The 25,767-nt window shown below is 61.0% G+C and carries 23 protein-coding genes; 10 read left to right on the top strand and 13 right to left on the bottom strand.

Annotation, left to right across the window (positions count from 1 at the left end; genetic code table 11):
• Nucleotides 1–7 precede the first annotated feature (7 nt).
• A complete protein-coding gene (locus tag BN1119_RS20300) occupies nucleotides 8–919 on the bottom strand; it encodes a bifunctional helix-turn-helix transcriptional regulator/GNAT family N-acetyltransferase (protein ID WP_042001769.1) in 912 nt (303 codons plus the stop codon).
• 393 nt (nucleotides 920–1,312) lie between these two features.
• Nucleotides 1,313–2,350 carry an alkene reductase gene (locus BN1119_RS18625; protein ID WP_042001772.1) on the bottom strand — a complete coding sequence of 346 codons (1,038 nt, stop codon included), beginning with the start codon at nucleotides 2,348–2,350 and terminating at the stop codon, nucleotides 1,313–1,315.
• A gap of 156 nt (nucleotides 2,351–2,506) precedes the next feature.
• Here BN1119_RS18625 and BN1119_RS18630 point away from each other — a divergent pair, with 156 nt between their 5' ends.
• Nucleotides 2,507–3,073 carry a TetR/AcrR family transcriptional regulator gene (locus BN1119_RS18630; RefSeq protein ID WP_042001775.1) on the top strand — a complete coding sequence of 189 codons (567 nt, stop codon included), beginning with the start codon at nucleotides 2,507–2,509 and terminating at the stop codon, nucleotides 3,071–3,073.
• Between the two features lie 128 nt (nucleotides 3,074–3,201).
• Here BN1119_RS18630 and BN1119_RS18635 read toward each other — a convergent pair whose 3' ends face one another.
• Both BN1119_RS18635 and BN1119_RS18640 read right to left on the bottom strand, forming a co-directional pair.
• Entirely contained in the window at nucleotides 3,202–3,537 is a 336-nt protein-coding gene (locus BN1119_RS18635) for an endonuclease domain-containing protein (RefSeq protein ID WP_042001778.1), read from the bottom strand.
• 551 nt (nucleotides 3,538–4,088) lie between these two features.
• Nucleotides 4,089–5,000, bottom strand: coding sequence for a LysR family transcriptional regulator (locus BN1119_RS18640; protein ID WP_042001781.1), 912 nt, complete (start codon nucleotides 4,998–5,000; stop codon nucleotides 4,089–4,091).
• A 146-nt stretch (nucleotides 5,001–5,146) separates the two neighbouring features.
• Between BN1119_RS18640 and aguA the strand changes: the two genes are divergently transcribed.
• Nucleotides 5,147–6,244, top strand: coding sequence for an agmatine deiminase (aguA, locus tag BN1119_RS18645; protein ID WP_042001784.1), 1,098 nt, complete (start codon nucleotides 5,147–5,149; stop codon nucleotides 6,242–6,244).
• A 266-nt stretch (nucleotides 6,245–6,510) separates the two neighbouring features.
• Nucleotides 6,511–8,214: an amidase gene (locus BN1119_RS18650; protein ID WP_042001787.1), complete on the top strand. Its 1,704-nt coding sequence runs from the start codon at nucleotides 6,511–6,513 to the stop codon at nucleotides 8,212–8,214.
• A gap of 274 nt (nucleotides 8,215–8,488) precedes the next feature.
• Here BN1119_RS18650 and BN1119_RS20595 read toward each other — a convergent pair whose 3' ends face one another.
• Nucleotides 8,489–10,156, bottom strand: a complete 1,668-nt coding sequence (locus tag BN1119_RS20595; RefSeq protein ID WP_157438690.1) for a hypothetical protein — start codon at nucleotides 10,154–10,156, stop codon at nucleotides 8,489–8,491.
• Nucleotides 10,157–10,465: 309 nt separating this feature from the next.
• Here BN1119_RS20595 and BN1119_RS18660 point away from each other — a divergent pair, with 309 nt between their 5' ends.
• Nucleotides 10,466–11,416 carry a transposase gene (locus tag BN1119_RS18660; protein WP_042001795.1) on the top strand — a complete coding sequence of 317 codons (951 nt, stop codon included), beginning with the start codon at nucleotides 10,466–10,468 and terminating at the stop codon, nucleotides 11,414–11,416.
• 340 nt (nucleotides 11,417–11,756) lie between these two features.
• Here BN1119_RS18660 and BN1119_RS18665 read toward each other — a convergent pair whose 3' ends face one another.
• The 5 genes from BN1119_RS18665 to treR all read right to left on the bottom strand — a co-directional run bounded on the left by BN1119_RS18665 (nucleotide 11,757) and on the right by treR (nucleotide 18,467).
• Nucleotides 11,757–13,070, bottom strand: a complete 1,314-nt coding sequence (locus tag BN1119_RS18665; protein ID WP_042001798.1) for a ferric reductase-like transmembrane domain-containing protein — start codon at nucleotides 13,068–13,070, stop codon at nucleotides 11,757–11,759.
• Nucleotides 13,071–13,543: 473 nt separating this feature from the next.
• A complete protein-coding gene (locus tag BN1119_RS18670) occupies nucleotides 13,544–14,155 on the bottom strand; it encodes a sugar O-acetyltransferase (protein WP_042001800.1) in 612 nt (203 codons plus the stop codon).
• On the bottom strand, nucleotides 14,155–15,819 hold the full coding sequence (gene treC, locus BN1119_RS18675) for an alpha,alpha-phosphotrehalase (RefSeq protein ID WP_042001802.1): 1,665 nt from the start codon (nucleotides 15,817–15,819) through the stop codon (nucleotides 14,155–14,157). The genes BN1119_RS18670 and treC overlap by 1 nt, the downstream gene beginning before the upstream one ends.
• An 82-nt stretch (nucleotides 15,820–15,901) precedes the next feature.
• Nucleotides 15,902–17,332, bottom strand: a complete 1,431-nt coding sequence (gene treB, locus BN1119_RS18680; protein ID WP_042001804.1) for a PTS trehalose transporter subunit IIBC — start codon at nucleotides 17,330–17,332, stop codon at nucleotides 15,902–15,904.
• A 187-nt stretch (nucleotides 17,333–17,519) separates the two neighbouring features.
• Nucleotides 17,520–18,467: a trehalose operon repressor TreR gene (gene treR, locus BN1119_RS18685; RefSeq protein ID WP_042001806.1), complete on the bottom strand. Its 948-nt coding sequence runs from the start codon at nucleotides 18,465–18,467 to the stop codon at nucleotides 17,520–17,522.
• 133 nt (nucleotides 18,468–18,600) lie between these two features.
• Here treR and BN1119_RS18690 point away from each other — a divergent pair, with 133 nt between their 5' ends.
• From BN1119_RS18690 to BN1119_RS18705, 4 genes are all read left to right on the top strand, one after another.
• Complete coding sequence (locus BN1119_RS18690; RefSeq protein ID WP_042001810.1) at nucleotides 18,601–19,551, top strand: AEC family transporter; 951 nt, start codon at nucleotides 18,601–18,603, stop codon at nucleotides 19,549–19,551.
• Between the two features lie 181 nt (nucleotides 19,552–19,732).
• Nucleotides 19,733–19,927, top strand: coding sequence for a heavy-metal-associated domain-containing protein (locus BN1119_RS18695; protein WP_042001814.1), 195 nt, complete (start codon nucleotides 19,733–19,735; stop codon nucleotides 19,925–19,927).
• A gap of 129 nt (nucleotides 19,928–20,056) precedes the next feature.
• Complete coding sequence (ansB, locus tag BN1119_RS18700; RefSeq protein ID WP_042001817.1) at nucleotides 20,057–21,115, top strand: L-asparaginase 2; 1,059 nt, start codon at nucleotides 20,057–20,059, stop codon at nucleotides 21,113–21,115.
• 121 nt (nucleotides 21,116–21,236) lie between these two features.
• Nucleotides 21,237–21,824 (top strand): superinfection exclusion B family protein, encoded by a 588-nt coding sequence (locus tag BN1119_RS18705; protein ID WP_042001820.1) that lies wholly within the window; start codon nucleotides 21,237–21,239, stop codon nucleotides 21,822–21,824.
• 64 nt (nucleotides 21,825–21,888) lie between these two features.
• Here BN1119_RS18705 and BN1119_RS18710 read toward each other — a convergent pair whose 3' ends face one another.
• From BN1119_RS18710 to BN1119_RS18720, 3 genes are all read right to left on the bottom strand, one after another.
• Entirely contained in the window at nucleotides 21,889–22,347 is a 459-nt protein-coding gene (locus BN1119_RS18710) for a methylglyoxal synthase (protein ID WP_042001823.1), read from the bottom strand.
• A 157-nt stretch (nucleotides 22,348–22,504) separates the two neighbouring features.
• Nucleotides 22,505–22,981: a bacterioferritin gene (bfr, locus tag BN1119_RS18715; protein ID WP_042001826.1), complete on the bottom strand. Its 477-nt coding sequence runs from the start codon at nucleotides 22,979–22,981 to the stop codon at nucleotides 22,505–22,507.
• A gap of 96 nt (nucleotides 22,982–23,077) precedes the next feature.
• Nucleotides 23,078–23,269, bottom strand: a complete 192-nt coding sequence (locus BN1119_RS18720) for a bacterioferritin-associated ferredoxin (RefSeq protein WP_042001828.1) — start codon at nucleotides 23,267–23,269, stop codon at nucleotides 23,078–23,080.
• A 134-nt stretch (nucleotides 23,270–23,403) separates the two neighbouring features.
• Between BN1119_RS18720 and BN1119_RS18725 the strand changes: the two genes are divergently transcribed.
• Both BN1119_RS18725 and BN1119_RS18730 read left to right on the top strand, forming a co-directional pair.
• The gene (locus BN1119_RS18725) at nucleotides 23,404–23,706 is read left to right on the top strand and encodes an HlyU family transcriptional regulator (protein WP_042001831.1); all 303 of its coding nucleotides are present in this window, start codon (nucleotides 23,404–23,406) and stop codon (nucleotides 23,704–23,706) included.
• Nucleotides 23,688–25,733 carry a tRNA(Met) cytidine acetyltransferase TmcA gene (locus BN1119_RS18730; RefSeq protein WP_409337754.1) on the top strand — a complete coding sequence of 682 codons (2,046 nt, stop codon included), beginning with the start codon at nucleotides 23,688–23,690 and terminating at the stop codon, nucleotides 25,731–25,733. The genes BN1119_RS18725 and BN1119_RS18730 overlap by 19 nt, the downstream gene beginning before the upstream one ends.
• Nucleotides 25,734–25,767: the final 34 nt, after the last annotated feature.

A 25,767-nucleotide genomic window follows, 5' to 3' on the forward strand; every position in this document is an offset into this window, starting at 1 on the left:
GGGCGTTCTATGCCAGTTCCAGCACCATGCAGATCTCGCAGGCGTCGTGGCCGGTGCAACCCAGGGGGCCCGGCAGGTGCTCGAAGCCGAGTGACTCGTAGAGGCTGGTGGCTTCGCGCAAGACTTTGGTCGTCTCCAGATAGCAGCGCTGGTAACCCAGGGCGCGGGCCTCGGCCAGGGCCAGCAGCACCAGCCGTCGTCCCAGCCCGAGTCCCCGCAGGGCGGGCAGGAAGTACATCTTCTGCAGTTCGCACACATCCGGTGCCCCCGCCAGCGGCGCTATGCCGCCGCCGCCGAGAAGGGTGCCGTCCGGCCCCTCTATCACCCAGTAGCGGCTGCGTTCCCCCCGATAGGTTTCGTGGAGAAAATCGAGGTTGGGATCCGCCACCCCGTAGCCCTTGTCGGCGGTGAGGTCGTATTCGGCGGAGACTGCGCGGATCACGGCGGCGATCCGGGCATTGTCGGACGGGGTGATGGGGCGGATGACGTACCCCTGCTGGCGGCGGGCGCGGGAGAGGGCGCTGCGATAGCGCCGCATCCCCTCCCAGATCTGCTCGCTCTCGGCGGGGGAGAGCTGGGCTAGGGCCTCGGCCATGGTCTCGTCCATCTGCCGGTGCAATTCCTTTAGCTGATCCTGACCAAAGGCGGTCAGCTGTGCCTCCTTGCTGCGCCCATCCGAGGGATGGGGCTGCCAGGCGATCAGATCCCGCTCCGCCAGACGAGCCAGGGGGCGGCTGGCGTTGGACTTGTCGATGCGAAGGCGATCGGCCAGCTGCTGATTGGTGGCGGGGCCGCTCTCCAGCTCGATGAGCAGGTGGGCCTCGAGGGGGCTCAGGGCCAGGGAACCACACTGCTGGGAGAGCATGCCGAGTTCGCGGACCAGCTCGCGCGACAGGGCGCGCAGGGGACGGGGATCCATCAGTGATAATCCTTTTTTGGTTGTCATCAGCAACCAATATAGTCAACTGGTTGTTGATGGCAACTTCTTTTCTGCACAGGTGTGATGGGGTAGGAAGAGGCAGTGGAGAGCGGGCAGAAAAAAGGGCCCGGGAGGGGGCCCAAACATTGGAAACCCGCGCCTGTATCGGGCGCGGATCCCATCCTTGGTCGGCAGGGCGAACGAGGGGAGCGGCTCGCCGGGTCATATCCACGGGGCGAGCGGGTATCGGCCACCGTTGGTCAGCGGGTATTCGGTGTGCCTTGCACCCGCTCCGCACGCCTGGTGTCGGCAACAGAGCCGGGTCAGGGCACGGTTTTTACACCAGTTCCGCCAGCATGGTGTCGGCAGCAGAGCCGGGTCAGGGCCGGTTTTTTACACCAGTTCGGCCAGCATGGTGTCGGCATAAGGGGTCAGTGCCTCCCCCTGTTTCACCTTGGCGAGGTAGTCCGGGTTGGCGATAAGAGGGCGACCGATGGCGACGAGGTCGAAGCGATCGGCCTTGATGGCCTGGGCTGCGGTCTCGGCGTTGTAGTTGCCCACCCCCACCAGGTGACCGTCATAGTGCTCGCGCAGATAATCGGAGGCGCGACCCCCCAGATAGTCGAAGGTGAGGCTGTCATCGAAGATGCCCAGATGCACATAGGCCAGATTGCGGTGATTCAGCTCGGCCAGCAGGTGGTCGAACACGGCGCGATCCCGGGCATCCCCTTCCAGGTGCACATAGGCGCCGGGAGAGAGGCGCAGCCCCACCCGATCCGAGCCGATGCGGGCGTTGATGGCGTCCACCACTTCCAGGGGGAAGCGGCTCATGTTCTCCGGGGTCTGGCCGTACTGATCGCTGCGCAGGTTGCTGGCGTGGTGCAGGAACTGATCGATGAGGTAGCCGTTGGCACCGTGGATCTCCACGCCATCGAAGCCCGCCTCGATGGCGTTGGCGGCGGCCTGGGCGTAATCCTCGACCAGCTGGACGATTTCTGCCGCCGTCAGGGCGCGGGGCACCTGGTATGCCAGCTCGCGCATCCGCGGCACCGAGCCCTCGAAACCGACGGCGGACGGGGCCAGCACCTCGGCCTGATGGAAGAAGGGGTGGGAGAGGCGGCCCACGTGCCAGAGCTGGGCGAAGATCTTGCCCCCCTTGGCGTGTACGGCATCGGTCACCTTCTTCCATCCTGCAATCTGCTCGGGGCTGTAGATGCCCGGGGTATTGGGATAGCCCTGGCCATCCGGGCGTATGATGGTGGCTTCGGAGATGATGAGGCCGATGTCGGCGCGGCGACCATAGTAGGCTGCCATCTGCTCGGTCGGCACCAGGCCCGGGCCCGCCATGCAGCGGGTGAGGGGGGCCATCATGAAGCGGTTGGCCAGGGTCAGACTGGCGTTGAGGCGATAGGGTTGAAACAGGGTATGCATGGGTGAGTGTCCTGGGCGATGATTCTTGAACGTGCATTCAAGATGTTTTTTGCCTCGGGTGCAACTCTTTTTTGAATGCTTGTTCAAGATAGGTTGGCCTGACCCTCTCCCTGGGGTAGACTTGCCGCCATCCCAGCCCCCGTCACAGGAAACCCGATGCGCAGTGCCGAGTTCAACCGCGAGACCGTCTTGCGAAATGCCATGGAGGCGTTTCGTGCCAAGGGCTATGCCAAGACCACCATGCAGGAACTGGTGGCGGCGACGGGTCTGCACCCGGGCAGCCTGTACGCGGCCTTTGGCAACAAGCGCGGCCTGCTGCTGGCGGCGGTGGATCACTACATCGCGAGCAAGCGGGCCAGCCGTCGCGACCTGTTTGCGCAAGGGGAGCCGCTGGCGGCCATAGAGGCCTTCTTGCGTCAGGTGGTGAGCGACACCCTGGGAGGCTGCTGCCTGGTGACCCGCACCCTGGTGGAGCTGGCCGAGCAGGATGAGGAGCTGCGCCTGCGGCTCAAGGGGAGCTATGGCGAGCTGGAGGCCGACCTGGCCGCCGTGCTGGAGCAGGCCAGGGCCGGGGGCCAGCTTGGCTCGGATGCGGCCATCACGACCCTGACCGCCTTCCTGCTGGTCAGCATCCAGGGGCTGGTCACCGTCGGCCAGTGTCGCCCCGAGCCCGAGCTGCTTGGCAATGTGGTCAGCCAGATCATGGCCGCCCTGCGGGCCTGACAAGGGAGAGGGAAACAACAAAGGCTCCTGCGGGAGCCTTTGTTGTTTCTGGGAATGACCCTCGCAGCCGGGTTGTTTGCCCCCTTCTCCCCCTCGGGAGAAGGGTTGGGGATGAGGGGGGAATCTAGTCACTGCAATGACAATCTGATAAACGCCAGCACCCCATCCATCCGCCCCAGTACCTCGTTATTCCACACCCTGATCACCCGAAACCCTTCGTCATTGAGATAGGCCGTTCTGGCCTCATCCTGTTGTTGACCTTCCGGCTGGCTATGTTGCGAGCCGTCGACCTCGATCACCAGCCGCTGTTCCAGGCAGATGAAGTCCACTATGTAGGGCCCGACAGGAAACTGGCGGCGGAACTTGAGCCCCTCAAACCGGCGATTGCGAAGCTGGAACCAGAGCTTCTGCTCTGCCAGGGTCGCTTCGGTACGTAGGTGTTTGGCGAAAGAATGGGTCTTCATCACATGCCTGCGGTGCTGTTTGAACCTAATAGGTATAGCCATCCGCCAGTCCGCTCACCCGCTGGTCATAGCGGCCCTCACCCTGGCCCTCTCCCAGATGGAGAGGGAACCGATCGGGTAATCCTTGAAAGTGAAGATCACAAAGGGCCTCATAGTGCCAACACATTGAAGCCCTGGCATTTTGGGTCTTTGTTGCTTTGTTGCTTTGTTGCTTTGTTGCTTTGTTGCTTTGTTGCTTTGTTGCTTTGTTGCTTTGTCGTGTCTGCTGTCCCGATTCTGTCTATTTAACACCGATCTGCCCCCTTCTCCCCTCGCGGGAGAAGGGCTGGGGATGAGGGGGAGGAGCAGCCAGACGCAGCGTGCTCAAACCGGACTCACCAACTCCTTCATCAGTTCCTTCAACCAGATCAACGCCGGTTGCTGGGCATGGTGCCTGAGTGTGCCAGACGCAGCGGGCTCAAACCGGGCTCACTAACTCCTTCATCAGCTCTTTCAACCAGATCAAGGCCGGTTGCTGCGCGTGGTGCCTGAGTGTGCCAGACGCAGCGGTCTCAAACCGGGCTCACCAACTCCTTCATCAGCTCTTTCAACCAGATCAAGGCCGGCTGCTGCGCATGGACCGGGTGCCAGACGCAGTTGAGATGATAATCGGGCACGTCTTCCGGTAGCGGCAGGCTTTTCAGCGGCCAGTGGTTGGCGAGCAGCTCGGCCACCATGCTCGGCAGCACCAGCAGGTGGTCGCTCTGGCTGACGATGGCGGCGGCGGACATATAACTCTGGCTGTTGACCGAGATGGTGCGGCTGTGCCCCAGGCTCTGCAAATAGCGGTCGAGGCTCGCCTCGGAGGTGCCGAGCGGCGAGTGGAACACATGGGGCATCTCGATAAGCTGATCGAGGGTGATGCGCTCCTCCTCCAGCTCCAGGGTGGCGCGCACCAGCCCGGCCAGGGGCTCGGTGAGCCAGGTCTCCTTGCCCAGATACCCCGGCACCTGCATGTACTCGTCAAACCCCAATACCAGGTCTATCTCGCCGCTCGCCAGCTCCGCCTCCGGCAAGGTGTCGCGCAGGATGCGGATCTCTATGGTGACCCCGGGCGCCAGCTTACTGAGGCGCTGGATGAGCGGCGGGATCAGCACGCACTCCACGTAGTCCGTGGTGCAGAGCACGAAGCGGCGCTTCGACTGGCGCGGGTCGAACTCGTCCTCCTCGCTGAGCTGCTGCTCCAGCAGCCGCAGTGCCTGCTGCACCCCCAGATGCAGCCGCTGGGCCCGGGAGGTCGGCAGCATCCCCTGGGGCGTGCGCACCAGCAGCGGATCGTCAAAGAAGGCCCGCAGGCGATTGAGGGCATGGCTCATGGCGGGCTGGCTGATAAAGAGCGACTCGGCGGCGCGGGTCACACTCCCTTGTGTCATCAGGGCGTCAAGGGCGAGCAGCAGATTGAGGTCGAGCTGGTGCAGTTTCATGGGGGGATTATTCGCCGTGTTTATGGGACAATCCATCCTATTCATTTGATGGATGGGCACGCAACTTCTTACACTGCGACCCACTGTTATTTTTCCAGGGTTCCCAGGTAAATCGGGGGGCCTCAATCCATGCAAGGAGCCTTGCGATGAGCATCAAGACCATCAACTCCATTCCGGCCGCCGACGGCTTCACCATGCCCGCCGAGTGGGCGCACCAGCAGGCCGTCTGGATGATCTGGCCGTTCCGCCCGGACAACTGGCGCGTCGCCGGTCGCTTCGCGCAAGAGACCTTCGCCAAGGTGGCGGATGCCATCGGGCAAGCCACCCCGGTCTTTATGGGGGTGCCGGCCCAGTTTATGGAGCAGGCCCGCGCCATCATGCCCGCCCACGTCACCCTGGTAGAGATGGCCAGCGATGACTGCTGGGCCCGCGACACAGGCCCGACCGTGGTCACCAACGCCGCTGGCGAGTGCCGTGGTGTGGACTGGGGCTTCAACGCCTGGGGCGGTCACAAGGGCGGTCTCTACTACCCCTGGGATCAGGATGAAAAGGTGGCGGCCCAGATGCTGGAGCAGCACGGCATGGATCGCTACGCCGCGCCGCTCATTCTGGAAGGGGGCTCCATCCATGTGGATGGCGAAGGCACCTGCATGACCACCGCCGAGTGCCTGCTCAACGAAAACCGCAACCCGCACCTGAGCAAAGCGCAGATCGAAGCTCACCTGCGCGACTATCTGGGTGTCACCAGCTTTATCTGGCTGGACGAAGGCGTCTACATGGACGAGACCGACGGCCACATCGACAACATGTGCTGCTTCGTGCGCCCGGGTGAAGTGGCCCTGCACTGGACCGACGATGAGACTGATCCCCAGTACGCCCGCTCCCTGGCCGCCCTCAAGGTGCTGGAAGCGGCGGTGGACGCCAAGGGTCGCAAGCTGAAAATCTGGAAGCTGCCCCAGCCGGGCCCGCTGTTCTGCACCGAGGAAGAGTCCGCCGGCGTCGAGAGCGGCAGCGGTGTGCCGCGCGAGGCAGAAGGCCGTCTGGCCGGCTCCTACGTGAACTTCCTTATCACCAACGATCGCATCGTCTACCCGCTGCTGGATGCCGCCACCGATGGCGAAGCCCAGCGCATTCTGGAAGAGATCTTCCCGGATCACACCGTGGTCGGCGTGCCGGCCCGCGAGATCCTGCTGGGCGGTGGCAATATCCACTGCATTACCCAGCAGATCCCTTCTGGCAAATAAGAACCGGATGACGATCCTGCTGCGAGGCCGTGATCAAGGCTTATGTGCTGCTCGGAAGCCTCACGTATGTTTATACGCTCCGGTTCCTGTGCTGCTCTTCACCTTGCTGACGACCTCTCGCGACGGGTCGTAAACCGGTTTACGCCAGCCGAGGTTGGTATTCAAAACCCCACGCCGTGGGGTTTTATCCCTTGATGGTGTGATGGTCGCAGGCGCCGATGCGGCGATCATCATGACAAACAGTCACCCTTCTACAGGAGATCAACATGATCGAAGTGACAGAGGTTTCCATTGCCGAGCTGCGCGGTGCGCTCGAATCAGGCCGCACCACAGCGGTCGAACTGGTCGAGGCCTATCTGGCGCGGATCAAAGCCTATGACGGCCCCGAGACACAAACCCGCCTCAACGCCGTGGTGGTGCCCAACCCCGATGCCCTGAAAGAGGCGCAAGATTCTGACGCCCGCCGCGCCCGTGGCGAGACCCTGGGGCCGCTCGACGGCATCCCCTACACCGCCAAGGACAGCTATCTGGTCAAGGGGCTGACTGCCGCCTCCGGCAGCCCGGCTTTCAAGGATCTGGTGGCCCAGCGCGATGCCTTTACCGTGGAGCGGCTGCGCGCCGCCGGTGCCATCTGTCTTGGCAAGACCAATATGCCGCCGATGGCCAATGGCGGCATGCAGCGCGGCGTCTATGGCCGTGCCGAGAGCCCCTACAACGCCGACTACCTGACCGCGCCCTTTGCCTCCGGCTCCTCCAACGGTGCCGGTACCTCCACCGCGGCCAGCTTCGCCGCCTTCGGTCTCGCCGAAGAGACCTGGTCGAGCGGCCGGGGCCCTGCCTCCAACAACGGCCTCTGTGCATACACTCCGTCCCGTGGCGTCATCTCGGTGCGCGGCAACTGGCCCCTGACCCCGACCATGGATGTGGTGGTGCCCTATGCCCGCACCATGAACGATCTCTTGGAAGTGCTCGACGTAGTGGTCGCCGACGATGCCGAGACTCGTGGCGATCTGTGGCGCCTGCAGCCCTGGGTCAAGATCCCCAAGGCGTCCGAGGTGCGTCCGGCCTCCTACCTTGAGCTCGCCGCCAAGCCCGACGCCCTCAAGGGCAAGCGCTTCGGCGTGCCGCGCATGTTTATCAACAAGGATGAACTGGCCGGCACCAGCGACAACCCCGGCATCGGCGGCCCGACCGGTCAGCGCATCCATACCCGCCAGAGCGTGATTGCCCTGTGGGAGCAGGCCCGTCAGGCGCTGGAAGCCGCTGGCGCCGAAGTCATCGAAGTGGACTTCCCGCTGGTCTCCAACTGCGAAGGGGACAGACCCGGCGCGCCGACCGTGTTCAATCGCGGCATCGTGAGCCCGGAGTTCCTCAACGACGAGCTGTGGGAACTCTCCGGCTGGGCGTTCGACGACTTCCTGCGCGCCAACGGCGATCCCAAGTTGAACAAGCTGGCAGACGTCGATGGCCCCCAGATCTTCCCCCACGATCCGGGCACCCTGCCAAACCGCGAGGGGGATCTGGCGGCGGGCATGGACGAGTACGTCAATATGGCCAAGCGCGGCCTGAAATCCTGGGACGAGATTGCATCGGTGCCGGACGGCCTGCGCGGTCTGGAGCAGACCCGCAAGCTGGATCTGGAAGACTGGATGGACGGGCTCAAGCTCGATGCCGTGCTGTTCCCCACCGTCGCCGATGTGGGTCCGGCCGATGCGGATGTGAATCCGGCCTCAGCCGATATCGCCTGGAGCAACGGTATCTGGGTCGCCAACGGCAACCTCGCCATTCGCCACCTCGGCGTGCCGACCGTCACCGTCCCCATGGGCATCATGGCCGATATCGGTATGCCGGTGGGGCTGACCTTCGCCGGTCGCGCCTATGACGACAACAACCTGCTGCGCGTCGCCTCGGCCTTCGAGTCCACCGGCAGCAAGCGTATGGTACCGCCGCGGACGCCGCCGTTGGGGTGATAACTAGATCTGTACAATCTGTACATACAAAATATCTGGGGAGTTGAGTGATGATCGGAATAAAATCACCCGCTGCTACGGTAGGTGATTTTATTTATATGTATGGAGATGATTATAGAAATCATTTAAGTGGTAATAAACAGGTATGAGAAATGGAGCATTTAGTATCCCTCAGATAATACTTGCTACCCTTATCATCCTAGTTAATCAATGGCTTTTATATTGTTATGCAAGTTATTTTATGGAAAAATAACTTGCATGTTTTCATATATAATTATTTTTCCAATAATTGTGAAAGTTCATTTTCATATAATTCATTTAAATCATATCGCTCTTGTAACTCTCCAAAGTCTGCCCATCTTTTAGTACCAATACCAATAAGGTTAGCTCCATAATAACTAAAGAAAGAAGAGTGGTGATTCTGTTTTGTGATTGCATCCATGCAAGCCCTAACAATAATTTGCCGTTCAACAGTTGACATATCTTCACCATATAAATTAATCATTGGTAACCACTCATAAAGTGCACGGCAGTTATCGAAAACAAAAAGATCTAGATACATATCTCTAGTTTTAGCTTTGTATTTTGCTCTCCAGAGTGAATTAGTATTGGCATGGTAAGCATTTCCAAGATGATTAAGTGCCAACTCAATCCATAGATGGGGTAGAGGCACATCACAGAAAACGCCACCATGAGGATCTTTTAGTGCATGTATAACTTTGTTTATTGATTTTGATAGGTCCTCTGACAAAATATCCTCATATGAATATTTTGCTGTTCTCAAAAGATCATAATGTTTTACACCATCAAAAACAGAGAGTTGTTTGTTTTTTGTGATGAATTGCTGATGCCAGTATTTAGATAAACTATCTTCTGAATCTTTTAGGCGGATTAAAAAATTCCATATAGGGTAATCTTCATGGTTCTCAAAAACTTCACCTCCCTTTGGGAGTTCTTCATTTTCATAGTCAGGCATCGTTTCCATCTGCACTATGCTATTTTTGATATTCACATCGCTTTTACTGAAAAACATGTTTTTCAGTGTAGTGTTATTTCCAACCCTTAAAATTGGTTGGATATAACTGGCCATAATTGTGGGGTAATGCGTAGAAAATGCATTGTAGGCGCATTCGAAGTTCTGTTTTATAAGCTCTTTGAAACTTTTGTCATCTTCGTCTTCGTCTTCGTCTTCGTCTTCGTCTTCGTCTTCGTCTTCGTCTTCGTCGTCTGAAATATACCCATGACAGTCTGCCCCTTCCACAAAAAATGAATCACTCATATCCCCTGAGTAGATGGAATTCTCTAGAAATGGATGGCTTCGAAAGTATGAGGCTAAGAAGTTGATGTTCTCATCTGTTTTTTCTGGTAATGAACTGTTAATTACAAGAATGCCTAAGTCACTGAGGGCGTCATGTTCAAAAACAGCGTTTATTGTTAGTAGTGGTTTAGCTTCCTTGCTAAAAAGAGGTGCGGTAAAATCAAGGTATATAATGTCAAACTTGAATGACGTTATACTCATTAGTTGGGCAATTGCACCTTTAAATATCTTTAGTGTGGGATACTTATCTCTAACACTTTTCAATGCAGCTGAATAGGATTTTGTATCAGCTTCAATTGCCCACACATTCTCTATTTGAATGCCTAGTTCCAACATAATAGACAAGTCATTTTCTGGTTCAGGTCCACAAAGATATGCAATTTTTAATTGTTGTGGTGATTTGCTACTATATAGTCCATTTGAAAAAGACACCCATGAATCAATAAATCTTTCCTCGGGTTGACAGTTTTTCAGCTGCTCATCGAAAGCATAATCCCATAGACGTCTAATATAATTAGTATCTAATATTTTTTGTTTTTCTCTGTCAACAGTCAGCTTTCTTACTGCTCGTGACCAGACTTCTATTCTACTTTGCTCTTTTATGTCCTGGGTATAAGTTAACATTTTCTACTCTATTGGTGGGGGATGTATGGATGATATGAGGTATTCTACCTTATGTTGGGATTTCTATGAATCCCTTTTGTTGGCGATTTTATTGTATCCATTACGAGTGTTTTTGGATTTCCTGTCACATCACTTTCGGTTTTTCCACAATGCTCCCTACATTGCCAACCGTACTTTCTGTCGTGGTCTCTTCCGGGACTTCACCCAGACTTCACACAACAAGAAAATCTGGGACACCCACCTTTTCCAGGCTTTGACAGGGTTCGTGTACTGAGCTTGGCTTACGTCGTGATACTGGAGGAAAGCCCCATGACCATTGCCCGTTCACGTCAAATCAGTCTGGAAGATACGCCCTATTACCATGTGGTCAGTCGCTGTGTGCGGCGGGCCTTCCTGTGTGGGGAAGATAGTCATTCGGGCCAGACTTATGAGCACCGGCGGCAGTGGGTGGTCGACAAGCTGGGCTTGCTCTCGCAGGTATTCGCCATCGAGATCTGCGCCTATGCGGTGATGAGCAATCACTATCATCTGGTGCTCAAGGTGGCACCCGATAAAGCCAAGGGCTGGAGTGATCGCGAGGTGGCGGAGCGCTGGGCCGTTTTGTTCCAATGGCCTCCTTTGCTGCACCGCTGGTATCAGGAGGAAGCACTCCTGGTCCCGGAACAAGCCGTGGTGCAGTCGCTGATAGCACAATGGCGCGAACGCCTTTATTCCATCAGCTGGTTGGTGCGTCTGCTGAATGAATCCCTGGCTCGTCAAGCCAATCAGGAGGATGGTTGTAAAGGCCACTTCTGGGAGGGGCGCTTTAAGAGCCAGGCATTGCTGACTGAAACAGCTCTGCTTTCTTGTATGACATATGTGGATCTCAACCCGGTTCGGGCGGGTATTGCTGATATGCCAGAAGAGAGTGACTACACCAGTATCAAGCAGCGAATTGAAGATTCGACAGAGGATGCAAAACCTGTCCTGCGGCTGCTCCCTTTTTCAGCCAAGAATGAATCCGAGGCGCTGCCTTGCGGTTTTGCCGACTATCTGACCCTGGTGGATTGGACTGGGAGGGCCATCAGAGCCGACAAGCGAGGATATATTCCCGCCGCCCTGGCTCCCATCATGCAGCGCCTTGGATTGGGTGAATCACAGTGGCTGAGGCAGGTAGCCCTGTTTCGACGTCGAGGCATCAGAGTGGTCGGCGACAAGCGCTGTTGCCAGCGATATGCCGAACATTGTGGTCAAACACGATGTTACCAACCCCGGTTATAGCAATCGCGTCTGTGTTGATTGTTATCGGATATCAACTCCTGGCGAGGGGGGGGCAGATGACGCCCGATAGGCTACTTTTGCCGCATTCTAACGAAATATCCTAGCCGCGCCTCATCAGGCAAGAGGCGCGCTTGAGTTTGCAGGTGTGCCTAGAAGCAACATCATCTGAGTTCATCGTTCATCCATTTGGTGGATGTCCTAAGAAAAACGGATTTATTGATTCGATGGATGTCCTGAAGGATTGGAGGCCTGTTCCACTCAAGGGGGCCCGTGCCCGCCTGTCTCCCAGTTCCCCTAATATCAATCGGCAGCCAATGGCTGAATGCGTCGGGCTGATCCGTCAACGGAAGCGAAACAGCTCCCGGTGCAGCGGGGTGGCCAGATGGGCATCCAGAGTCTGGGCCATGGGCTCGGGGCCGCAGAACCACACCGGGGTGTGCTGGCGCTCACCCAGGGCGGCCAGATCCAGTCGACCGCGCTCGGACTCCAGGTGCAGCCGGTAGTCGACCCCGGCCCGGCGGCACAGATCGGCCAGATGAGCGTGATAGGGGGCGGCCTCGACGCTGGGGGCGCATTGCAGCAAGGTGGTGCCGGGGCGTGTCTCGCCATTGCGCACCAGGGCCTCCAGCCAGGCGACGAAGGGGGTGATGCCGATACCTGCGCCCATCCAGAGCGCGGGGGCCGGATCTGGCAGGGCGAAGGCACCATAGGGGCCGGTCACGATGACCGCATCGCCAACCCTGAGGTGACTGTGCAGCCAGCGGGTGTGATCCCCTAGGGCGCGCACCGCCAGGGTCAGGGTGCGGCAGTCTGCCGAGACATCGACCAGGGTGTATGGGTGAGGCTCGCCGCGCCCGGCGAAGTCGAAGAAGGCGAACTGCCCGGGGCGATAGCCGTGCAGGGGAGAGGCCAGGGCGACCCGGATCTCCAGGGTTCGTTCATCCAGAGGGGTGAGGGTGCTCACCCTTCCCTGGTGGCGTGCGTCCCGGCCCACCCGGCCAAACAGGGAGTAGAGCGCCCCCAGGGCACCCACCCCGCCGCCGATAAGCAGGGTCAGGCCGACCGGGGTCAGGGCGCCGATGCGCGGCAGCAGGCATAGTCCGTGCAGCCAGCCCATCAGATAGATGATTGGGGCCAGCCGGTGGACCACCCTGAAGCGCTCGTAACGTACTACGGCGAGCAGGCTCACCACCACCAGGGCCAGCAACAGATAGAAACCCCACTCCCCCAGGGTATTGCCGAGGCTGTGCCAGAGGGCATCGTTGCCAGCACCAGCACCAGCACCAGCACCAGCACCAGCACCAGCACCAGCACCAGCACCGCGGCGCGCCGGTCGGGTCAGCCAGTCGGCGGTGACGGCCCACTTGGGCGCCTCCACCAGCAGCCAGTGGGCCATCAGGGTGCCGGTGGCCCAGAGGGCGCTGCTGCGATGCAGGTGCAACATGCGATCCAGCCCGCCGCACCAGGCTTCGAGTCTGGGAAGGCGCAGAGCCAGCAGCAGAGAGAAGGTCATGGTACCCAGACCAAGCAAGCCGGTCAGGATCAGCAATTCGTGGCGCCAGGGCCAGATGCTGTTTGGCCAGGTGGACAGGCCAGCCAGCCAAATCAGGGTCAGCCCAAGTGGCAGTGCCCAGCTGAGGGATATGGGTTTCATGATTGCCTCCTTGTTATCTACCTCTTATTGCATACCCCAGTTGTGGCGAGAGTGTGCCATCGGCGGCATCTTTGTGTGGCAGAGTGTGACAAGGGAGGAGGAGTGACCGGCAGAACGAACTCTTTATCTCAAGGGGAGTGTGCTGTCTGGTTCTTACCAGCGAGATGGCGTGATGGCGGTAGCATAAGGGCAAGAGGTGGATGTCCTGGTCTTCCCGTATAGAAAGAGGTGGGTGTCCCGCTTATTCCTGCTAGTCTTCCACCCTGGTCTTCCCGTATGGAAAGAGGTGGGTGTCCCGCCTATTCCTATTGCCTGCATCAAGACCCTGGTGGTCATGGGGCAGCACAAGCGTTGCGGCGCCTTGCTGCCCGGATGAGGAAGGGGGCGAAGTCTTTCTGGAATCCCGGGAGCGCGAAGGGGACGTCAGGAAATAGAAAGGGGCAGGTACCACCTGCCCCTCTGTGTCAGCCGGGCTACCCGGCTGCCAGCTCCTCTGCCGTCATGGGGCGCAAGACCCGGCAGGGATTGCCCACCGCCACCACGCCTGCCGGAATGTCTCTGGTGACAACTGACCCTGCTCCGATGACGCTGTTGTCCCCTATGGTGACGCCCGGGCAGATGACGACGCTGCCCCCAATCCAGACGTTGTTGCCGATGCGCACCGGCTTGCCGAACTCCACCCCCTTGATGCGTGGTGCCACCGCCACAGGGTGAGTGGCGGTGTAGATCTGCACCCCGGGGGCCAGCAGCACGTTGTCGCCTATGTGTACCTCGCACACATCCAGGATGGTGCAGTTGAAATTGGCGTAGAAATTCTCGCCGACAAAGATGTTGGCGCCATAGTCGCAGAAGAAGGGGGGCGTGATGAAACAGCGCTCTGCGCGGCCGCCCAGCAGGCGGGTAAGGCGCTCATCCCAGCCCGGGGCATCGGTTTGCTCCCGGTTCAGTTCTCCCAGCAGGGCGCGGCACTGCTCCCGCGCAGCCCGCAGTTCAGGATCCCCCGCATCATAGGGCGCTCCCGCCACCATCTTCTGCCACTCCAGGCCACGCACGGCGGGCCGCTGCACTGTCGTTGCGTCAGTCATCAGTGCTCCATCAGCCAGATCAGGGATTCATAAGGGCGCAGCTTGCAGGATTGCGGGCGGGCCGGGCTGTCTTGGTAGTTGCCAAGCAGCAGGCGACCTTCGCCGGTTTGCAGCTCGGCAGGCAAGGCAAACTCCACCGGCTCGCCGTAGAAGTTGCTCACCACCAGCAGGGTCTGACCGTCGGCGCGGCGGGCATAGGCCCAGATACGATCGTGTCCGGTCAGCAGCTCCTGATAATCCCCCTGGGTGAAGATGGGATATGTCTTGCGCAGGGCGATGAGATCCCGATAGTGCCAGAACACCGAGTCGGTGTCGGCCAGCGCCGCCTCTGCGTTGATCTCGGAATAGTTGGCGGCAGGTTTGAGCCAGGGCGAACCTTGGGTGAAGCCCGCATTGAGGGCGGCACTCCACTGCATCGGGGTGCGGGAGTTGTCCCTGGATTTGGCCGCCAGAATGGCGAGGATCTCGGCCTCGCTCATCCCCTCCGCCTGCTTGATGGCAAAGATGTTGCGGCTCTCCACATCCTGATAGTCGTCGATGCGCTGATAGCCGGGGTTGGTCATGCCGATCTCCTCCCCCTGATAGATGTAGGGGGTGCCCTGCAACCCGTGCAGCGTGCTGGCCAGCATCTTGGCGGCGACCACGCGATGTTCGCCCTCGTCGCCGAAGCGGGAGACGATGCGCGGCTGATCGTGGTTGCACCAGAACAGCGCCGACCACCCCTTGCCATGCATGCCGCTCTGCCAGTGGTTGAAGATGCGCTTGAGTTCGAGGAAATCGAACGGGGCCTTGGTCCACTTGTCGCCGTTGGGGTAATCCACCTTGAGGTGGTGGAAGTTGAACACCATGGAGAGCTCGGAGCCATCCAGTGCGCCATAACGCTGGCAGTGCTCCAGCGAGGTAGAGGACATCTCCCCCACCGTCATGGCCCCCACGGGGGCGAAGACGTCGCGGCTTATGTCCTGCAGGAATTCATGGATGCGCGGCCCGTCGGTGTAGAAGCGGCGGCCATCGCCAATCTCGTCGTTAGGGAATGCCTGATCCTTGGAGATGAGGTTGATGACGTCGAGACGAAAACCGTCCACCCCCTTCTTGGCCCAGAAGTGGATGATCTTTTTCACCTCGGCGCGAACCAAAGGGTTTTCCCAGTTGAGATCCGCCTGCTCGCGGGCAAACAGGTGCAGATAGTACTGGCCGGTGGCCGGGTCCAGCTCCCAGGCGCTGCCGCCAAACTTGGATTGCCAGTTGTTGGGCACGCCGCCCTCCACCGGAGCTTTCCAGATGTAGTAGTCGCGATAGGGGCTGTTTTTATCACCCTGCGCCGACTTGAACCAGGCGTGCTCGGTGGAGGTGTGATTCACCACTATGTCCATCACGATGCGGATGCCGCGCTCATGGGCGGCGGCCAGCAGCGCCTCGAAATCGCTCATGGTGCCGTAGGCGGGATCGACGTCCAGGTAGTCGGCGATGTCGTAGCCGTTGTCCACCTGGGGGGAGACGTAGACAGGGGTCAGCCAGAGGGCATCGACGCCGAGGGTCTTGAGATAGTCGAGGCGGGCCATGATCCCCTTGAGATCACCGGTGCCACGGGCGCCGGAATCCTGAAAGCTCTTGGGGTAGATCTGGTAAATCACGGCGCTTTGCCACCAGGGGGTCTGTGTCATGGTTAGGTCGCTCATTGGTTGAAACTGGGTTGAACAGGCCAATAAAAAGGGCGGAGCCAGGGCTCCGCCGAGGTTGTGTGGATCAGGCCGTGGCCAGATCCAGCTTGCCGGCCGCCTGCTGGCGCTTGTAGACCAGCAGGGTCAGCAGGGCGGGGACCAGGATGGCCACCAGCATGGCGACGGCGTAGATGCCCCAGTATTGCGGCTGGATGGAGAGGATGCCCGGCAGGCCGCCCACCCCGATGCCGTTGGCCATCACACCGGCGAAGCCGCAGATGAGGGCCGCACAGCTTGAGCCCACCATGGCGCACAGCATGGGGAACTTGTACTTGAGGTTGATGCCGTACATGGCCGGCTCGGTCACCCCGAGGTAGGCGGAGATGGCGGCCGGGACCGAGATCTCCCGCTCGTTCTCTTTGCGGCTGATGAGGATGATCCCCACCACGGCAGAGGCCTGGGCGATGTTGGAGAGGGCGATCAGCGGCCAGATGGGGGTGCCGCCCATGCTCTGCATCAGTTGCAGATCCACCGCGTTGGTGGTGTGGTGGATGCCGGTGATGACCAGAGGCGCATAGAGGAAGCCGAACAGGGCCGCGCCTATGGGGGCAAACGAACCCGTCATGGCCGCCTTGGCGGCAAAGCCAACGCCGTCACCAATCCAGCGGCCGAACGGCCCGATCAGGGCGTGGGCCACGATCACCGCCAGCAGCAGGGAGATGAAGGGCACTATCACCAGATAGAGATAGGCCGGGATGATGCGCTTGAGGTTGGTCTCCACCCAGGCGAGGAAGACACCCGCCAGCAGGGCCGGAATGACCTGGGCCTGATAGCCCACCTTCTGGATGACGAAGAGGCCGAAGTCCCATACTTCCGGGGTCTGTTGACCTATGCCATAGGCGTTCATCAGCTGCGGCGAGACGAGGGTGATGCCCAGCACTATGCCGAGGATCTCGGAGCCGCCCATCTTCTTCACCGCAGACCAGCAGACACCCACCGGCAGGAAGTGGAAGATGGCTTCACCCAGCAGCCAGAGGAAGGCGTGCACCTGGGCCCAGAACTGGCTGATCTCCACCAGGGTGTGGGTGCCGTCGTCGAACATCTTGATGTCGCCGATGACGTTGCGAAAGCCCAGGATCAGGCCGCCGGTGATGATGGCGGGCAGCAGGGGGACGAAGATCTCCGCTAGGTGGGAGATGCCGCGTTCCAGCGGGTTCATGTTGTGGCGGGCCGCCTGCTTGGCGGCATCCTTGCTGGCGCCGCTCACGCCTATCTCCTGGGTGAGCGCCTTGTACCACTGATCCACCTCGTTGCCGATCACCACCTGGAACTGGCCGCCCTGGGTGAAGCTCCCCTTCACCGAAGGGATGGTCTCGATGGCCTTGGGGTCGGCCTTGGCCGGATCGGCCAGCACGAACCTGAGTCGGGTCAGGCAGTGGCTGACGGTGGTGATGTTGTCCTTGCCGCCGATCCGTTCGATCAGCTGCGCCAGATGTTGTGTGTTGACTTTTGACATGAGCCTTCCCTCTGTGACTCCATGAATAATGGTCGTTTCTTTGCCGGCTGGCCAATGACCGCCCGCTTATTGGTATCGTTCCCAATCAGCATGAAGCCAGTGGTGGACTTCAGCAATGGGAACGTTCCCAATTCGTGGCGCTGGTCACAAAAAGTGCAAAGCACCGGTCATGAGGGGAAAAGATAGACTACAGGGGCTGGCAGGGGGCTATGGTGGCTCTGGGGGGCTGCCCCTCTTCAATCTGATCGAGCAGCTGTCTGGCGGCCAGGATGCCGGCAGCCTTGTAGCCGAAATCCAGGCTGAGGGTGTTGGCAAAGAGGAAAGTCAGCATGGGATTGCTGCCAAGGCCGCTCACCAGTATGTCGGTGCGACCCTGCTCCTGCAGGTACTTGGCGGCGCCGATGGCCAGAGTATCGCTGGCGCAGACCATGGCCTGGGTGGTGGGGGTGAGCAGCTCGGCCGCGAGCCGGTAGCCGCTATGCAGGCCGAGATCCCCGAGGGCGCTGCGGGGCGTGCGTCCCTGTTCCCGACAGTAGTCGAGGTAAGCCTGATGGCGACGCAGCCCGGTGGTGAGATCGCTGCGTTCTACCCCGAGATAGGCGACCTCGGTCAGGCCGCGCTCCCCGAGGTGGGCGAGCACGGCGCGCACCGCGCCGTCATCGTCGAAGCAGACCGACGAGAAGCCGGGACGCTCGCGGGCCATCAGCACCAGCTTCTCCCTGAGCGGCGTCATGGCGGCATAGTCCAGATCGTTGAAGGCAAACAGTATGATGCCGTCCACCCCGCGCCGCTCCAGCACCGCCAGGTGCTCGCTCACCTTGGCGGGGGAGAACTTGCTCTCCATCAGCACGGCGTCGTAGCCACGCTGGTAAAGAGTCTCCAGCATGCCGCGCACCGCCTGGTTCTCCGAGCTGGAGTCGAGGCGCGACACCACTATGCCGACCACCTGCTGGCTCTGGCTGCGCATGGCCCGGGCCGATTTGCTCGGCACGAAACCGTGCTGGGCGATCACCGATTCGACCCTGGCTCTGGTCTGGGCGTTGACCCTGGGATCCTGATTGAGCACCCGGGAGACGGTCGACTTGCCGACCCCGCTGAGGCGGGCGATATCGAGGATGGTCAGTTTCTTTTCCATGGGGGATCCGTGACAGGGGAGGGCGACAACCGGGATGCAGACATTGTTGTGATTAAAGCCTGTGAATACAAGCCCATGGCGCTAGAATGGGCCTTCTGCCCGCCAGGGCCTCCTCTGCCGCAGGACGCGAACCATGGATTTGACCGCCAGCCTTCACTTTTCCCTCTCCATCACAGGCCCCATCTGCGTGGTGCTGGCGCTGGGCATAGGCCTCAAGCGGCTGGGGCTCTTGCCCGACAGCTTCGTCGAGTCCGCTTCCCGCCTGGTGTTTCAGGTCACCCTGCCGGCGTTGTTGTTCCTCAGCATGGTGCGCACCGACTTTTCCACCATGCCGAGCCCCTGGCTCATCGTCTACGGCCTGCTCGGCACCCTGGCCGGTTTCCTGGTGCTGGAGCTGCTGGCGGCCCGTTTCATCCCAGAGCGCGCCCAGCGCGGCATCTTCGTGCAGGGCAGCTTTCGCGGCAACATGGGGATCATGGGGCTGGCCTATGTGCAGAACGCCTATGGCCCCGAGGGCATAGGCGCCGCCGCCCTGCTGGTGGGCTCGGTCACAGTGCTTTACAACATTCTCGCGGTGATCACCCTGACCCGCAGTCTGGGGGGCGGAAAGGGGCTCAAACCCATACTCAAGGGGATAGTCAAAAACCCCCTCATCATCGCCATCCTGGCGGCTCTGCCGTTCGGCCTGTTCGGCATCGAGCTGCCCCAGCTGGTCACCACCACGGGCAACTATTTTGCCAACATGACATTGCCGCTGGCGCTGCTGTGCACCGGCGCCAGCCTCAACCTCAAGGCCCTGCGCGGCGGCGCCCTGCTGACCGGCTGGGCCACCGCCAACCGGCTGCTCTGCATTCCCGTGCTGCTGGTACTGGGAGCCTGGGCGCTCGGTTTCAGTCCCCAGGCCCTCGGCATCCTGTTTCTCATCAGTTCGACCCCCACTGCCGCCGCCAGCTATGTGATGACCCGGGCCATGGGGGGCGACAGCGCCTTGGCGGCCAACATCATCGCCACCACCACCCTGGGCTCGCTCGTCACCACCAGCCTGGGGGCCGCCATGATGAACTATCTGGGGCTGATGGGGTGATGGGGCCATGACGTGAGGGGGGCGTCCAAGCCGGCAGCCCCTGACCAGGGCGCGCGGATCAGCTGCCGTCCTGGGCGCCGCCATGATGCATGGCCCTGGGCTGACGGGATTGGCATTCGCCCTTGACCTTGCCGGAGGCGGCAGCTTTAGGCTGATGGCACATCGACAGAGGAGAGAGCCCATGACCATAGAACTCACCGTTTCCGGCATGTCCTGCGGCGGCTGCGCCGCCAGCCTGCAAAAGGCCCTGCTGGCCCAGCCGTCAGTCAGCACCGCCAGCGTCGACTTTGCCAGCCGCAAGGCCGTCATCGATAGCGAGCTGAGCAAAGCCGAGTTGATCGCCCTGATCGAGGCGAGAGGCTTTCAGGTAGAGTGAATTATCACTTAATTGGTATAAATCAGACTAATATTCTGCTTACTTCTTTTTATTGGTGAGAGTGTTCACTTAAATCCCGTTTAAAAAGAATAAAAATGCTGCAATTCACTCATCCAAAAGGATTGCAGCATGACCCTTCCCATTCGCAAGACCCTGATCGCCGCCGTACTCGGCCTGACCCTCTCCCCCATGGCCATGGCGCTGCCCAGCGTGCACATTCTGGCCACCGGCGGCACCATAGCCGGGGCGGGTCAGTCCGCCACCCAGTCCAACTACGAGGCGGGTAAGGTGGCCATCGAGACCCTGATCGCCGCCGTGCCCGAGATGAAGAAGGTGGCCGACGTGCAGGGGGAGCAGGTGGTGAAGATCGGCTCCCAGGACATGAACGACGAGGTGTGGCTCACGCTCGCCAAGCGGGTCAACGCGCTGCTGGCCAGGGATGACGTGGACGGCATCGTCATCACCCACGGCACCGACACCATGGAAGAGACCGCCTACTTCCTCAATCTGACCGTCAAGAGCGACAAGCCGGTGGTGCTGGTGGGCGCCATGCGTCCCTCCACCGCCATGAGCGCCGACGGCCCCATGAACCTCTACAACGCCGTGGTCACCGCCTCTGACCCCGCCTCCAGAGGGCGTGGTGTCATGGTGGCGATGAACGACACCGTGCTGGATGCCCGCGATGTCACCAAGACCAACACCACAGGGGTGCAGACCTTTGCCTCCCCGAACTTCGGCCCGCTCGGCTACATCCATAACGGCAAGATCGACTATCAGCGCAGCCCGGCCCGCCAGCACACCAGCAAGACCCCGTTCGACGTGAGCAAGCTCGACAAGCTGCCCCAGGTCGGCATCGTCTACAGCTACGCCAACGCCTCGGATCTGCCGGCCAAGGCCCTGGTGGATGCCAGGTTCGACGGCATCGTCAGCGCCGGGGTGGGCAACGGCAACCTCTACCACAGCCTGTTCGACACCCTGGCCAAGGCGAGCAAGGACGGCATTCGCGTGGTGCGCTCCGCTCGCGTGCCGACCGGCGCCACTACCCTGGATGCGGAGATCGATGACGCCAAGTACGGCTTCGTCGCCGCCGAGACCCTCAACCCGCAGAAGGCGCGGGTGCTGCTGATGCTCTCCCTGACCCAGAGCAAGGATCCGGCCCAGATCCAGCGCTGGTTCCAGCAGTTCTGAGGCGCGGCTGAAGGCTGAGGATGAGCGGGGGACATGGTGCCCCCCTTTGTCATTTCTGCGCCTTGGCACACCCCTTGCTTTGACCTGACTACTGTCCACAATGATCTGGCAAGGGTGAACGATGAAACGGTGGATCCAACATTTTTACCAACTGAATCGCCTCAATTGGCTCATGGTCTGGCTGCTGCTGTGCTGCAGCATCATATTGCTGTTTCCGACCGGGCTGATGAAGGGGGCCGTGAGTGCCTGGGCAGACCAGCACGCCGCCTGGCTCGGGGTCGGCATGTTGATCGCCATCTCCTATTTCTGCAGCCAGGGCATGTTGATCGCCTGGGAGTGGGTCTGTGACGAGTGGCAGTCGCGCAAGCAAAAGGGGCAGCTCTCCCGGATGATCACCTTCCTCGATTTCAACGAGAAGGCGGTGCTGCGCGAGTTCGTGTTGCAGCGTAAAAGCGTCATAAACCTGCCGATCACCGAGCCCGCCGTCAAAAACCTGATAGACGCCGGAGTGCTCACCTACGCCTATGGCAAACCGGCACGGGACAAGGATGACGAGAACCAGATCCGCGCCCTGATGATTGCCCTGCCGGCCCGCCCTCTGCTCACCTACAAGGTGCTGGGTCTGTCTCGTGGCAAGATGAGCGATGAGCAGGTGGAGCAGATCATGAACGCCAGGCCCAAGTTCGCCCAGAAGAGCCTGCAACGCTGAGGCGGCTCAAGCCAGCGAAAAGGCGCCAGATTGGCGCCTTTTTCGTGCCCGTTCGGCGCGCAGATTATTGGGTGCGCGCCTTGAGGTAGCCGGCGTAATCCGGGATCTGCACCTGGAACGTCTGATTCATGTGGGGGCTGTCCATGATGAAGTCCGCCGTCGCCTCATTGGTGGCGACCGGGATGTTCCAGACCGCGGCCAGGCGCAGCAGGGCCTTCACGTCCGGATCGTGGGGCACGGCATTGAGGGGATCCCAGAAGAAGATCAGCACGTCTATCTTGCCCTCGGCGATGAGGGCGCCGAGCTGCTGATCGCCCCCCATGGGGCCGGAGAAGAGGCAGGTGATCGGCAGCTGTGCTGCCTTGCCAAGCAGGCTGCCGGTGGTGCCGGTCGCGTAGAGGTGATGAAGCTTGAGTGCCTCCTTGCGGCGGCCAACCCAGTTGAGCAGGGCTGTCTTCATGTTGTCGTGGGCTACCAGGGCTACCCGCTTGTGGGGCGCCATCTCTCTGGCTATCTGTTCCATGGTCGTATCCGGGTCAAAAAGGAAAGAGGCCTATCCTAATCGAAAGCGCGGCCCCCTGCCTATCGAGGCGCCATATCTGTGATCCGGGCGAAGTCTGTAGGCCTTGCCATGAAAAAGACCCGCCGCAGCGGGTCCCAGGGGGGCACACATCCGGGGATCAGGAGCCGTGATGGAGCTGGGATTGCTGATAATTTTCCAGGCCGATGCGGCCGATGAGATCGAGCTGGGTCTCCAGCCAGTCCACATGCTCCTCTTCGTCCTCGAGAATATCCTGAAACAGATCCCGGCTGACGTAGTCGTGCTTGGATTCGGCATATGAGATGGCGCTCTTCAGATCCGGGATGGCATCCATCTCCAGGGAGAGATCGCAGCGCAGCATCTCCTCCACCGTTTCGCCTATGCGCAGCTTGCCGAGATCCTGCAAGTTGGGCAGCCCCTCCAGGAACAAGATGCGCTTGACCAGCTCGTCCGCGTGTTTCATCTCGTCGATGGACTCGTGATATTCCTTGTGTCCCAGGGCCTTGAGGCCCCAGTCATCATAGATGCGGGCATGCAGGAAATACTGATTGATGGCGACCAGCTCGTTGGCCAGTACCTTGTTCAAGTGCGCGATAATCTTGGTATCACCTTTCATCGTCAATCCTCCTTGCTGGATCCATCAAGCTTAGACCAGGAAGAGGGCAACAACAGGGTGTGCGGGCAGGAGCCCGCTTGGGAGGGGTGAGGGGCCTCAGGCCACTTCGTAGTAGCGGGGCGCCTTGTCGAGCTCGGCCTTGATGATCGCCTTGGCCATGGGCAGACACTTGCCACACTGGCTGCCAAGCCCCAGCTCCTGCTTGAGCTGGCGCAACTCGCCTTTGCCTGCCTGTACCGCCTGACGTATCTGGGTATCGGTAATGCCGCGGCACAAACAAACGTACATATTCACTCCTCATGTTGGATAGGCTGAAATCTAAATGAGAATGGTTCTCCATGCAAATAACGATTGGGAATAAGCCACCCCCCTTGCCAGCTCTCACCCCCTTGGGGACAATGTCCCCTCATCACGGAGGTGCCATGTTCAAGACCCTGTTCAAGTCCCTGTTTGGCGGCGACGCCCCCGTTGCCCCCCAGGTCACGCCGACCGAATATGCCGGTTATCTCATCTACCCCGAGCCCATGGCCGAGGGCGGCCAGTATCGGCTGGCCGGTCGCATCACCAAAGAGATTGACGGGGAGTTGCACAGCCACAGGTTCATCCGCTCGGACCTGTTCGCCAACCCGGCCGATGCCGAGCGTTTCATGGTGCAGAAGGCGCACACCTTCATCGATCAGATGGGGGACAAGATGTTCGAGCCGAGATCAGGTCAGGGCGCATGAAGACGCTGCGCCAGGGGCTGCGCGCAGCCGGGGAGCGGCGCCTCGTCTGGCTGGAGGGGAGCGAGTCCGAGACCATGGCGGCGGCGCTGGGCTGGCTCTATGGCGACATCTTCTGGCTCGGCGAGGGGCCGGCGGAATATGCGCCCCAGCCCGCCGCCAAGGCGCTGCGTCGGCTCGGCCAGGAGTGCGACACCCTGGTTTTCAATGGCTTCAGCGGCTTTCATCCCGATGCCTTCGGCGCCCTGGCGGGCACCCTGCGTGCCGGTGGCCTGCTGATCCTGCTCACCCCGCCTCGCGCCGAGTGGCCCTGCTTTGCGGATCCCGATAGGCTGAGGCTGGTCTCCATCCCGGAGGAGCTGCCACGGGCAGGTCATGGCTTCATCGCCCGTCTGGCGCGCCTCTTGCCCAATGACCCCGCCCTCTCCCTCACCCTGGCAGAAGGCAGAGACACCTGGCAGCCGATCCGGGCCGAGCACCCGGTGACGGCGGATCAGGGGAGAGCCATCTCGGCCATCGAGCAGATGCTGCACGGCCATCGTCATCGCCCCCTGGTGCTGTGCGCCGACCGCGGTCGCGGCAAGAGTGCGGCGCTCGGGCTGGCCGCGGCCGCCTTGCTGCGGAACAATCCCGGGCTGCGCATCGCCGTCACGGCGCCCGCCAGGGCCACGGTGGCCAGCCTGTTCGAACATGCCGGGCCCGAGTCTGAGGGGCTGGCATTCTTCTCGCCCCTGCAACTGCTGCAGGAGGCAATCCCTTGCGATCTGCTGCTCGTCGACGAGGCCGCCGCCATTCCCACCCCCTTGCTCGAAGCCATGCTGGCCCGCTATGGCCGCATCGTCTTCGCCACCACAGAGCATGGCTATGAGGGGACGGGGCGTGGCTTTCATCTGCGCTTCAAGGCCCACCTCGATCGGCAGGCCCCGGGGTGGCAGGAACTGCGCCTGAGCGAACCCATACGTTGGCGTGCCGGCTGCCCGCTGGAGGCTCTGGTGTTTCGCCTGCTGGGGCTGGATGCCCGGGTGCGGGCTCCGGTGGTGCCGTCGGCGCCGCGGCGGCGCCAGATCAGCCAGCAGGCGCTGGCGGGGGACGAGGCGCTGCTCGGTCAGGTATTCGGTCTGCTGGTGCTGGCGCACTACCAGACCAGCCCGAGCGATCTGCGGATCCTGCTGGAGAGCCCGGATCTCGATATCCACCTGCTGGAGCAAGAAGAGAGCCTGCTCGGAGTGGCCCTGGTGGCGCGGGAGGGAAGGATCCCCGCCGACCTTGCCGAGGCCATCTGGGCGGGACGGCGACGGCCGCGAGGTCAGCTGCTGCCGCAATCCCTGCTGGCCCATGGCGGCCTGCGGGAAGCCGGCGCGCCAGCCTATGCCAGGGTGCTGCGCATCGCCGTGCATCCGGAGTTGCACAGGCAAGGTCTGGGCAGCCGCTTGCTCGAGGGACTCATCGACCATTACGCCGGGGCCGGGTTCGACTATCTGGGGGTCGCCTTCTCCGCCACGGCGGATCTGCTGCCGTTCTGGCGCAGGGCCGGGCTGCGGGCCCTGCGCATCGGCCTGCAACGGGATGCCGCCAGCGGCAGCCATGCCGCCCTGCTGCTGCGGGCCCTGCGCCCCGAACGGGAGGCCGAGCTGGGTCGCTGGCACGAGCGCTTTCGCCACCAGTTGCCGACGTTGCTGGCGGGGACGCTGCGAGAGCTGGATCCCGAGCTGGTGTGGCTATGCCTGGCCCCCCTCGAAGGGGAGGAACAGGGTGAGCAGAGCGGGGAGGGGCTGGCGCGATTCGATTGGGATGAGCTGAGCTGTTTTGCCCATCAGCACAAGCCGTTCGAGCTGTGCCAGCCCAGCCTGCAGCGTTGGCTGGTGCGCAACCCGGCCAGGCTGGGGGCGTTGACCCGGGAGGAGCGGGCCCTGCTCATCGCCAGCGTCTGGCAGTATACCGGCTGGGATCTGCTGGCCCGTCGCCTGGAGCTCAGTGGCAAACCGGCCCTGATCAAGGCGCTGCGCGCCCTGATGGCTCGGCTGTTGTAAGGCATCCCACAGACGACAGAGGCGCTCTGGTGCG

This window comes from Aeromonas bivalvium (assembly GCF_000819765.1).
Lineage (GTDB): Bacteria > Pseudomonadota > Gammaproteobacteria > Enterobacterales > Aeromonadaceae > Aeromonas > Aeromonas bivalvium.